The sequence below is a fragment of the Blautia sp. ZXY-1-C6 genome, assembly GCF_056339875.1.
This window is the reverse complement of the sequence record NZ_JBWJVQ010000193.1, coordinates 16,473-28,484: the sequence shown is the minus strand read 5'-3', so window position 1 is coordinate 28,484 and position 12,012 is coordinate 16,473. Positions and strand designations below refer to the sequence as shown.

Below are 12,012 nucleotides of genomic sequence, written 5' to 3'. Positions count from 1 at the left end.
TATTAACAGTTAAATATAAATTATAAAATCATATAAGCATATGTTGAGTTTTATAAGATATTAGAGTAGAATATTATTGAAAGGAGTTGATACTTTGAGTAAATATTATTCTATACATGAATTTTCAAAAATTATAGGCGTATCTGCCCAGACATTACGAAATTGGGATGCCAATGGAAAACTTCATCCGCATCATACTACAGTAAGTGGCTATAGATATTATTCTGATGAGCAACTCAACCAGGTAATAAATGTAAAGCCTAAAAACCGCATTACAATTGGATATTGTCGTGTTTCCAGTCATAAACAAAAAGATGATCTGGAACGACAGATTGATAATGTTAAAACATATCTTCTGGCAAAAGGACAGCCGTTTGAGATAATAAGTGATATCGGTTCCGGGATTGATTATAAGAAAAAAGGGCTCCAGGAATTGATCAGGCGAATATCTCAAAATCAGGTTGAAAAGGTTGTTGTTTTGTATAAAGATCGGTTACTGCGATTTGGTTTTGAGTTGATAGAATATATCGCTTCACTTTATAATTGTGAGATTGAGATTATTGATAATACTGAAAAGTCCGAACAGCAGGAACTTGTTGAAGATCTGGTTCAGATAATCACTGTATTCAGTTGCAAATTACAAGGAAAACGAGCGAACAAAGCTAAGAAACTTATCCGGGAACTGATACAGGAGGAAACAGATGGTAAAAGCCATAAAAGTAATGTTGATACCAAACAATGTACAGAAAACTAAGATGTTTCAGTACGCAGGTGCTTCAAGATTTGCTTATAACTGGGCTTTGGCCAGGGAAATAGAAAACTATGAAAAAGGTGGAAAATTCATTTCAGATGCAGAACTCAGAAAAGAATTTACAAAGCTTAGACATTCTGATGAATATGCATGGTTACTGAGTATTTCAAATAATGTAACCAAACAGGCGATCAAAGATGCCTGTACTGCTTATAAGAATTTTTTCAAGGGTTTGCAGAAATTCCCAAGATTCAAGTCAAAAAAGAGATCAATGCCGAAGTTCTATCAGGACAACGTTAAGATACGATTCAGTAATACCCACGTTAAATTTGAAGGCTTTTCCTCCAGCAGGAAAGCAAATAAACAAAAAATGAATTGGGTAAGACTTGCAGAACATGGACGTATTCCGACAAATGCTAAATATATGAATCCGCGAATATCCTTTGACGGATTGAACTGGTGGATCAGTGTATGTGTAGAATTTCCTGACTGCAGGGAAACACTTAATGATGACGGAGTCGGCATAGACCTGGGAATCAAAGATCTGGCGATCTGTTCTGATGGAACTAAGTATAAGAACATCAATAAGAGTCAGAAAGTAAAGAAACTAGAAAAACAGAAACGCAGATTACAGCGTAGTATCTCTCGTTCTTACGAGAAAAATAAAAAAGGAGAAAGTTACTGTAAAACAAATAATGTAATCAAAAAGGAAAAACTTTTATTAAAACGAAATCACAGATTAACAAATATCCGTAAAAACTATTTGAATCAGACCATATCTGAGATCATAAATCGAAAACCAAGATTTATATGTATTGAAGATCTGAATGTCAGCGGAATGATGAAAAACAGACATTTATCCAAAGCAGTCCAGGAACAGGGATTTTTTTGGTTTAGAAAACAGCTTGAATATAAGTGCAGCGATAAAGGGATCCAGCTTATTGTGGCTGATCGGTTTTATCCATCATCAAAGCTTTGCAGCTGTTGTGGAAATATCAAAAAAGATTTGAAGTTATCTGACAGAGTTTATAGATGTGAGTGTGGGAATATGATTGACAGAGATTTCCAGGCATCTATAAATCTCAAGACTTATGGAGAACAATTTGCAAGCTGACACTGAAACGTTAATGCAAATATGTACGGATACGTTAGTCCGGAATTTACGCCTATGGAGAGTACAAGAACTTGTGAGTAGATAGATATTTATATCATCAAAAGCATACTCGTTGAAGTAGGAATGGAACATAGAAGTTTATAACTTTTTATAAGTTTTCAGTAACGGCGTAGAAAGGTTTCCTTTTGTTTGTCATTGACGGAAAACTGCTTTTTAGCCGAATCAGTTAAGTCTCCTGCAGAGATTGTGAAAAGCAATTTCACATGAGTTCAATTTGAACTGTTTGGCGAGATGGGAGGAAACGTGATTATGAAGGAACTTAATTTAAAACATGAAGCCAAGCGTTACGGCTGTGCGGTTCTGGCTGCAACGATCATGGCGTTGAATATTAAGACATTTGTTCGTGCAGGCGGTCTTTTTCCGGGAGGATTTACAGGACTTACTCTGCTGATCCAGAACATTTTTCAGACATTTATGGGGATTGCAGTTCCATATACGCTGATTAATGTACTGCTGAACTCTATTCCTGTATTTATTGGTCTGAAGTTTATTGGAAAGAAATTTACGATAAGTTCTGTCTGTGTGATCGTGCTTTCCGGTTTGCTTACGGATATAATTCCCAGTCAGCCGATCACTTATGACACATTGTTGATCAGTATCTTTGGTGGTCTGATCAATGGATTCTGTATCAGTCTCTGTCTGATCGGTAATACCAGTACAGGTGGAACTGACTTTATTGCAATTTATTTCTCCGAGAAAAATGGCAGGGATATCTGGAATTATATCCTGTGTGGAAACGCAGTGATCCTGACTGTGGCAGGTTTGCTTTTTGGATGGGACAGGGCACTTTACTCTATTATCTTTCAGTTTACCTCTACTCAGGTGATTCAGATGCTGCATCAGAGATATAAGAAGCATACGCTGTTCATTATCACGAAGGAGCCGTATCAGATTTATGAGGAGATTTTCAAACTTACCAATCATACGGCGACACGTTTTGAAGGTACCGGATGTTACACAGACGAGAAGACCAGTATGATCTATTCTGTAGTCTCTACAGAAGAAGCAAAATATCTGGTAAAGAAGGTACATGAGATCGATCCGAAGGCTTTTGTAAATATTATCAAAACCGATTACATAAACGGAAGATTTTACCAGAAAACCGATTATTAATTACTTGTATTCCCCTCCTGTGAGCGTATAATATAAGGTACAAGGAACTCTGCTCGTTCACGGGACTTTTACTTAAGATTGGACGAACAGTAACCAGCACACAAGGAGGGCGATGTATATGGGTAATGCAACAGAAAGCACACTTCCTCACGGCAATACCTCAGGCTATGACCGCAAAGCCTGCAGGACATGCGCCTGTTCCACCTGTTATGAGCAGGAGTTCTGCGACAGATGCAGTTCCTGTCAGAATCAGTCACGGAAATTAGACAGGTGCAATGCTTACGAGGGGGCATATAACTATTAACCTCAACATATCCCTATCTGCTGCAAAATAATAAACAGTGGATGGGGATTTCTTTATAAAAAACAGTTATTATATTATAAGTATAAGCAATGTTTTTCTATAGCAAGCCTCTTAATCAATATGCATTATTTACGAGGGTTGCTATAAGTTTACAGATTCATAAGATGTATCTGATATAATAATTCTGTTACTTACTGATATAAACTTTCCGTAAGTTCTTTTGCTGATGAACTTTGCTATAGAATTTTTTGGGGGATGGCAGAATGTTGAATGGTTACAAAAGAACAATTATTTACAGGAGAAGAAAAAAATATGATCGTATATCACTATTGCAGTTTAGAATCATTGAATTCTATTTTGAAAAATCGTTCCCTCCGTCTGACAAATATCCTGAAATCCAATGATTCCATGGAGATCAGCTGGATCTGCAGGTATTATGACGCAGAATTTAAAAGAGCTTATGAAAATGCTTCAGATTTATTCAGATCAAAGATTTCATCAGAGAGATTGATGGGATATGTGAAACTGTTTACAGATGAATTTTTCAATGAAAATCATGCAGACTTCAGATATTATGTAACCTGTTTTTCGTATCAGAATGATCTGCTCAGTCAGTGGCGGGGATATGCGGATGACGGGCGCGGAGCTGCCATCGGATTTGACCTGGATGTATTAAAAGAAGTTGTAACGGTTTCTCCGGAGATTTCAAAGCCGTCAATTGTGTCATTACATAAGATTAGTTATTCTGAAGCAGAGCAGAGAGAAGTTGTACATCAGATAGTGCAAGAATTGGTTGATGAAATCGAGAAGATATTACAGAAAGAAGAACAATGTCGGGAAAGCATTGAGGAGAGGCAGGATTATGAAATAGAAGTACTGGATAAAGTCATGAACTGTTTTGAGAAAAAGTTTTTGAAATTATTTCAGGAATCTGTTTACATGAAAAATCCGTTTTTCAGAGAGGAAAGCGAAATCCGATTGTGCGAGTTTTCGCCGAAACAGTTTCTGATGGGAAGAGAAGTTGAACTTTCTCTCGGTGCACGTTTATATAACTATTCCTACTATGTAAAAGAAAGTCAGCTGATATCTTATGTGGATTTTGATTTTTCAGATTGCCTTGACCAGCTGATAAAGGAACTCGTTATAGGGCCAAAGTGTCTGATGTCAGAGAGAGACATGGAATATTATCTGACAACGCTCGGTCTGTCGAATTGTCGGGTAAAGAAATCGCAGGGGACATATCGGTAATATATTTATAGCAATTCCCTTATATGGGCATATCAGACATCATGGAAAGGCAGATGAAAGACATGAAAAGAAAATTACCATTCAGAAAAGTGGCGGTATTTCTGATACTGGCATTATTTCTGACAGCAGGCATCAGTATGCGTGCAGTTACCGTAAATGCAGCTACATATGTGAAACAGGACAGAACCTCCGTCAGCATCACATCGAAGAAAACGGGATGGCAGAAAATAAACGGAGATTACTATTTTTATAATTCAAAGGGGCGTCTGATCTGCGGTTCTTTTAAGTATAAAGGTTATTATTACTACAGTATTGCCAACGGCAAACGTTTCACCGGGTGGATGAAGCGTTCCGGTAATAAATACTATTACAATCGTAAAAATGGTGCCATGTTCCGCAATCGCTGGGCTACAGGAGATAAATATACCTATTACTTTAATAAATCCGGCGTGGCGATCGCCAGTCAATGGCTCACCCAGGATGGAAAAAAATACTATTTCCTTAGCAATTCCACCATGGCAAAGGGTTGGCAGAAGATAGGAAAATATTATTACTATTTCAGCAAGAAAACAGGAGTGATGGCAAAAAATACCTGGATAGGTAAATATTATGTAAACAGCAAAGGGCAGCGTGTAAAATCTTCAGATACTAAACCGACAAATACTAAACCAACAGTCACTCAAAGCGGCAATACTTACGAATACAAAAGCAGCACTCTTAATATTAAACTTGAACGCAAATCAGTCCATGGAATTTCCTACTGGGCAGCGCATATAAAGACATCCAGTGCCAAACAGCTGAAATCCGCCCTCTCCAACGGAACTTATGGCGGATCCCGACAGACAACCTCTGATGCAGTATCCTCAAATGGAGGCATTATCGGAGTAAATGGCAGTGCTTTTGACTATGGTACAGGAAAACCATCCCCCCTTGGCATGTGCATCAAAAACGGGATTATCTATGGTGATTACATGACCAGTTATTCAGTCATGGCAGTAAAGAAAGACGGAACCATCTATACTCCGGCACAGGGACTTATGGGAAAAAATCTTCTTGCAGCCGGTGTAAAAGATACATATAATTTTGGTCCGGTTCTTATTAAAGATGGCGAAGCCCAGCTTCCATGGGCTGAAACAGAAAAATATTATCCACGTACAGCGGTAGGAATGGTAAAGCCCAACGATTATGTACTCCTTGTAACAGATACCGGCAGCTATAATGGTCTTAATCACTGGGATATGGTGAATATTTTCAAATCCTACGGCTGTACTTATGCTTACAACCTGGATGGAGGCGGTTCTGCAACCCTGTACTTTAATGGAAAAGTAATGAATAAACTTATCGGCAATACTCAGCGTCCATGCGCAGACTTCCTTTATTTCACCCGATAATCCTTTTCCAGATAAGAATCCCGTCTGCTTGCACATGCTGCCAAAGCCCAGCACACAAGAATCAGCAGCCCGATCCCCATAGCCAGCACAGCAAGCAGGATTACGATAATTGCGTGGATAAACATAGACATGGATGACCTCCTTTCACAGTCATTCGGTTATGAACTGAGCAGCGAAGCAGATGATCTTATCCGCCTGACTTGTCTCATTCACTGACTTGGATAAAAATGGATGTTGTATAAGGAGTAATAAAAAGATATCAGGATGACCTGACAAGAACAATTAAGACAGTTAAAAGATCTGTTAACTGATTTAAATATACGCTGTCACACTCAAAAAAGCAAGCCGAAACTTTCGAGGGATTTCGACTTGCTTTTTGGCTAATTATTTACGAGGCTTGTTATAAGTATCAGAGAAAGATGTTACGGCAATCCGGAATGAATTTGGGTTACGTTACTGTGAACGGAGTGAACAGTAACGATTGTTTTGGTAAAATATTAACAATTCCATAAAAACACTTGACAACCCTACTTTACCATACTAAAATGTAAAAAGCAAAAAAACTGTTGCCGTAGGAAAAACAAATGATTGCCTTATACGGAAAAAGGGACATCCTTCCATGGCAGAACAAGGAGGAATATTATGAAAAAATACAGCGACATGAGCAAAGAAGAACTGCTTACACTCAAAGCACAGCTGGATAAAGAATACGCAGATATCAAAGCAAAGGGCTTAGCTCTCGATATGTCACGTGGAAAACCGTCAGCAGACCAGCTCGATCTCTCAATGGGATTAATGAACGTATTAAGCAGCGATTCAGACCTCAAGTGCGAAACAGGAGTAGACTGCCGTAACTACGGTGTTATCGACGGAATCCCGGAAGCTAAACGCCTCCTTGGAGAAATGTCCGAAGTAGATCCGGACCACATCATCATCTACGGAAACTCAAGCTTAAACGTTATGTTTGACAGCATTGCACGTTCTATGACACAGGGTGTAATGGGAAATACCCCATGGTGCAAACTTGATAAGGTAAAATTCCTCTGTCCTGTACCGGGATATGACCGCCATTTCAAGATCACAGAATTCTTCGGAATCGAAATGATCAACGTGCCAATGACACCACAGGGACCGGACATGGATATGGTAGAGAAGCTTGTCAGTGAAGACGCATCCATCAAAGGAATCTGGTGTGTGCCGAAATACTCCAACCCACAGGGATATACTTATTCAGCAGAAACAGTAGAGCGCTTTGCGCATCTGAAACCGGCAGCACCTGATTTCCGTATCTACTGGGATAACGCATACAGCATTCATCATCTCTATGATGACAATCAGGACTTCCTTGTAGAAATCCTTGAAGCATGTGCAAAAGCAGGAAATCCTGATCTTGTATATAAATTTACATCAACATCAAAAGTCAGCTTCCCGGGTTCCGGTATTGCAGCAGTTGCAGCTTCCAAAGCAAACCTGGAAGATTTCCGCAGCTACATGCAGATCCAGACAATCGGACATGACAAATTAAACCAGTTACGTCATGTAAAATTCTTCAAAAATATCGACGGTCTTCATGAACACATGAGAAAACATGCTGCAATTCTCCGTCCGAAATTTGAAATGGTCCTTAACACACTGGACAGAGAACTTGGCGGTCTTGGAATCGGCGAGTGGACAAAACCACATGGTGGATACTTCATTTCCTTTGATTCAATGGAAGGATGTGCAAAAGCTATTGTTGCCAAAGCAAAAGAAGCAGGTGTTGTACTTACAGGAGCAGGCGCAACTTATCCATATGGAAAAGATCCGAAAGACTCCAATATCCGTATTGCACCAAGCTTCCCGACTCCTGAGGATCTTGGAAAAGCAGCAGAAGTGTTCGTACTCTGTGTTAAACTTACAAGTGTAGAGAAATTACTGGAAAACGCATAAAAGAGAATAATCGTATTTACTTTCTGGATAAATAATGTGATAATAAAACTGCCCGGCATAACTTCTTGCCGGGCGGTTGCTGTTTATAAAAAAGAAAGGAGAGGATGTCGTGAGCAGCAGAAAGAAAATCATGATCACCCTGATCATAATCTTGCTCCTGCTGACTGCCGGAGTATATGGATATGGTGTATACTATTTCACAGAGCATTTCTTACCGGGATCAATGGTAAACGGATTCAACTGTTCCTATATGACAGTATCCCAGTCAGAAGAATTGCTTACGCAGAAGGTGGGAGCATATGTTCTTACTATTGACACCAGAAATAACGGACAGGAAAGTATCACAGCAAAACAGGCGGGACTTTCCTATGACTCAGATGGAAGTGTTGATAAACTGATCAGAAATCAGGATCGTTTTACATGGTTTCTTGCTTTTAATCAGCACAGGAATTATGAAGTGTCCTCCTCCATTAAATATGATGAGCAGAAGACAGAGGCTGCCATTTCCGAACTGAAATGTATGCAGCAGGAGAATATGACAGAGCCTTCGGATGCTCATATAGAAGAGAAAGACGATAAGTTTGTAATTGTTCCTGAGCAGGAGGGAACTGCACTGAAACCAGAAAAAACAAGTCAGGATATTATAGATGCTCTTGTCACAGGACGAACGCCGGTTGATCTGGAAGCAGATGGATGCTACAAAGAACCGAAAGTTTATCAGAGTGATGAAACTCTGACGAAGAATTGTGAACTGATAAACAAGCTTACGGATGTAGTGATAACCTATGATTTTGACGATTGCACAGAGACAGTAGACAGAGATATGATCAAAAACTGGCTCACAACAGATGAAAACGGTCTTTATACACTTGACAAAAAACAGATAGAAGCATATATCAGTGAACTGGCGGCTAAATATGATACGGTTGGAACAGAGAGAACATTTAATACATATGATGGTCGTGAGATTACTGTCAGCGGAGGGAATTATGGCTGGCAGATCGATCAGAAAGCGGAGCTGAAAGAACTTACAGAACTGATAAAAAACGGAGAAACCCAGGTCAGAGAACCTGTTTATTCCCATGAAGGTCTGGTCAGGAAAACAAATGATATCGGATATACGTATATAGAGATTGACCTGACGGCCCAGAGAATGGTATTCTATAAAGATGGAACGCCGACTGCGGATGCGCAGATCGTATCCGGAAATCCATTCGTGCCCAACTGTGCAACTCCTGTGGGATGTTATACAACAGGTGAAATGAAGAGCGGATGTACAGTGAACGGAGAGGACTATCCTTCTGCTGTAAATTACTGGATCCCATTCGATGGAAATCTGGGGATCAGTGATGCTCCATGGAGAATGGATTTCGGAGGACAGCTTTATGAATTTGAAGGCACACATGGAAGCATCTGTGCACCATCCGATCAGGTGCAGATTATTTTCAGCAATGTTGAGAAGAACACACCGATTGTTATTTATGAATAAAGGAGAAAAATGATGAAGATTGTAGTATTAGCGGGGGGAACAAGTACAAGAACGTACTGTCTCCATTACATCAGGAACAGGAATATGTAAGGCATTACGACAGAAAGGACATCAGGCGATTCTTGTGGATATTTTTTGCGGCATTGAGAATGTGGACTGGGAGAATCCGTTTCCGTCAGAGTATGATGTAGACGCAGCATCAGAATATATGTCAGTATTTAACGACAGGATTGAACAGATGAAAAAAGAGAGAAGAAGCTTCTTCGGACCAAACGTGCTGAAACTCTGCGAGGCGGCTGACATTGTTTTCCTGGGACTTCATGGTGCGAACGGAGAAGATGGAAAAGTACAGGCAACATTTGACCTGATGGGAATCAAATATACAGGAACCGGATATTTAAGCAGTGCCCTGGCAATGGATAAGGGAATCACCAAGCAGATGTTCCTGATGAATAATGTACCAACACCGCGGGGAGTGTCTATGGTAAAAGAAGAAATGACCACAGATCTGAAAGCACTTGGAATGGAATTTCCTGTAGTTGTAAAAACCTGCTGTGGCGGTTCCAGTGTAGGTGTTTATATTGTGAATGATCAGGCCGAATATGAGCAGGCTCTCAAAGACGCTTATTCTTATGAAAATGAAGTCGTGGTCGAAGAATATATAAAAGGACGTGAATTTTCAGTAGCGGTTGTGGACGGAAAAGCTTATCCGATCATCGAAATTGCTCCGCTTCAGGGATTCTATGATTATAAGAATAAATATCAGGCCGGCTCTACGATTGAGACCTGTCCTGCCGAAATTTCACCGGAACTCACAGAGAAAATGCAGCATTATGCGGAAGCAGGAGCCAAAGCTCTGTTTATGGAAGGATACTGCCGTCTTGATTTCATGATGAAGGAGAATGGAGATATGTATTGTCTGGAAGCAAATACTCTTCCCGGAATGACACCAACCAGTCTGATTCCGCAGGAGGCAAAAGTTCTGGGAATCGACTATCCGACTTTATGTGAGAAACTGATTGAAGTTTCCATGAAAAAATATCCGACGCAGGATTTCACACTATAGAGCGTGTCTGCAGTAATTTATAGAATTGTTATAGATGCATTATTAAGAGAATTGCTATAACAGGAAAGAAGATATAAAAAATATTATGAAAAACTTAACTCTTGAAAATATCGCCCGCGTATGCGGCGGTACTTATTATGGTCCGGCTGATAAATTACAGGAAGAAGTAATGTCTGTTATCACAGACAGCAGAAAAGCAGAAGAAGGATGTCTGTTTGTACCTATTGTGGGGGAACGTGTAGATGCCCATAAATTTATCCCACAGGTAATGGAAGCAGGGGCACTGGCAACCTTGTCGGAACGGGTGCTTGATAACGCTGATTTTCCTTATATCGCAGTAGAATCTTCTCTTCAGGCAGTGAAAGATATTGCAGAGTTTTATTTAAAGCAGCTTCAGATCCCGGTTGTGGGAATTACAGGAAGCGTTGGTAAGACAAGTACAAAAGAAGTGATCGCATCTGTTCTGAACCAGAAATACCATACTATGAAAACACAGGGCAACTTTAACAATGAACTTGGTCTGCCTCTCACAGTTTTTCGTCTGCGTGATGAAGATGAAATTGCAGTTCTGGAAATGGGAATCAGTGATTTCGGTGAGATGACCAGACTTGCGCAGATTGCAAGACCGGACACCTGCGTGATCACGAATATCGGTACCTGCCATCTGGAGAATCTGGGAGACAGAAATGGTGTTCTGAAAGCAAAGACAGAGATTTTTAAATTCCTCAGACCGGAGGGACATATTGTATTAAATGGCGATGATGACAAGCTTATCACAGTAAAAGAATATGAAAAGATAAAACCTGTATTTTTCGGAATGAGTAATGAATGTCAGGTTTACGGTGATAAGATTGTAAGCAGAGGTTTAAAGGGAATGACCTGCACCATTCATCTGGGGGATACTGCATTTACAGTTGATATCCCGATGCCGGGGCGCCATATGGTATATAATGCGCTGGCAGCAGCTGCAGTTGGAAATATTTATGGACTTACAACTGAGCAGATCAAAGCCGGAATCGAGAGCCTGGAGCCGATCAGCGGTCGTTTCAGAATGATCGAAACAGATAAATTTCTGATCGTAGATGACTGCTATAATGCAAATCCCATGTCCATGAAAGCCTCTCTGGATGTTCTGCAGGATGGTGCAGGACGCAGAATAGCAGTCCTTGGCGATATGGGTGAACTTGGAGAGAATGAAGTTCAGCTTCATGAGGAGGTAGGAGAGCATGCCGGAAAATGTGATATTGATGTTCTTATCTGTACAGGTAAACTGTGCAGAAATATGGCAGAGAGAGCACAGCGGACAAATCCGGACCTGAAAGTAATCTATGAGCCGGACAGAGAAAGTCTGCTGGAGCATCTGGAAGGTTATGTACAGGATGGTGACACTATTCTTGTGAAAGCTTCCCATTTTATGAAGTTTGAAGAGGTAGTTACGAAACTGGAAAATATGTAAACACTTCGAGACATTTTTGTCTTTTTATGAGAGAATTTGATGAGCGATTTTAGTTCCATGATACCGGAAACAGCAGTATAATAATCCTGTC

General features: G+C 40.1%; 10 protein-coding genes and 1 pseudogene. 10 read left to right on the top strand and 1 reads right to left on the bottom strand.

The genetic code is table 11. From position 1 onward, the window contains the following. Positions 1 to 94: 94 nt before the first annotated feature. The 6 genes from AC075J_RS11200 (at position 95) to AC075J_RS11175 (ending at position 5,981) form a co-directional block, all read left to right on the top strand. Entirely contained in the window at positions 95 to 754 is a 660-nt protein-coding gene (locus AC075J_RS11200; RefSeq protein ID WP_476390326.1) for an IS607 family transposase, read from the top strand. After that, a complete protein-coding gene (locus AC075J_RS11195; RefSeq protein WP_476390325.1) occupies positions 702 to 1,865 on the top strand; it encodes an RNA-guided endonuclease InsQ/TnpB family protein in 1,164 nt (387 codons plus the stop codon). Before AC075J_RS11200 ends, AC075J_RS11195 begins: the two co-directional genes overlap by 53 nt. A gap of 309 nt (positions 1,866 to 2,174) precedes the next feature. After that, positions 2,175 to 3,038, top strand: coding sequence for a YitT family protein (locus tag AC075J_RS11190; RefSeq protein WP_020993175.1), 864 nt, complete (start codon positions 2,175 to 2,177; stop codon positions 3,036 to 3,038). Between the two features lie 118 nt (positions 3,039 to 3,156). Beyond that, positions 3,157 to 3,342: a hypothetical protein gene (locus AC075J_RS11185; RefSeq protein ID WP_020993174.1), complete on the top strand. Its 186-nt coding sequence runs from the start codon at positions 3,157 to 3,159 to the stop codon at positions 3,340 to 3,342. 270 nt (positions 3,343 to 3,612) lie between these two features. Then, the gene (locus AC075J_RS11180; RefSeq protein WP_243100312.1) at positions 3,613 to 4,590 is read left to right on the top strand and encodes a DUF2971 domain-containing protein; all 978 of its coding nucleotides are present in this window, start codon (positions 3,613 to 3,615) and stop codon (positions 4,588 to 4,590) included. Between the two features lie 62 nt (positions 4,591 to 4,652). Then, the gene (locus tag AC075J_RS11175; protein ID WP_182449060.1) at positions 4,653 to 5,981 is read left to right on the top strand and encodes a phosphodiester glycosidase family protein; all 1,329 of its coding nucleotides are present in this window, start codon (positions 4,653 to 4,655) and stop codon (positions 5,979 to 5,981) included. On the opposite strand, the gene AC075J_RS11170 is transcribed toward AC075J_RS11175, so the two are convergent. Further along, on the bottom strand, positions 5,966 to 6,112 hold the full coding sequence (locus tag AC075J_RS11170) for a hypothetical protein (RefSeq protein WP_008705017.1): 147 nt from the start codon (positions 6,110 to 6,112) through the stop codon (positions 5,966 to 5,968). The genes AC075J_RS11175 and AC075J_RS11170 overlap by 16 nt on opposite strands. 511 nt (positions 6,113 to 6,623) lie before the next feature. Here AC075J_RS11170 and AC075J_RS11165 point away from each other — a divergent pair. The 4 genes and pseudogenes from AC075J_RS11165 (at position 6,624) to AC075J_RS11150 (ending at position 11,921) form a co-directional block, all read left to right on the top strand. Then, entirely contained in the window at positions 6,624 to 7,910 is a 1,287-nt protein-coding gene (locus tag AC075J_RS11165) for an aspartate aminotransferase type Ic (RefSeq protein WP_008705015.1), read from the top strand. Positions 7,911 to 8,019: 109 nt separating this feature from the next. Continuing rightward, entirely contained in the window at positions 8,020 to 9,399 is a 1,380-nt protein-coding gene (locus tag AC075J_RS11160; protein WP_081017092.1) for a L,D-transpeptidase family protein, read from the top strand. 12 nt (positions 9,400 to 9,411) lie between these two features. Continuing rightward, a pseudogene (locus AC075J_RS11155) lies at positions 9,412 to 10,465 on the top strand (D-alanine--D-alanine ligase family protein). 85 nt (positions 10,466 to 10,550) lie between these two features. Then, positions 10,551 to 11,921, top strand: coding sequence for a UDP-N-acetylmuramoyl-tripeptide--D-alanyl-D-alanine ligase (locus AC075J_RS11150; RefSeq protein WP_118588119.1), 1,371 nt, complete (start codon positions 10,551 to 10,553; stop codon positions 11,919 to 11,921). Positions 11,922 to 12,012: the final 91 nt, after the last annotated feature.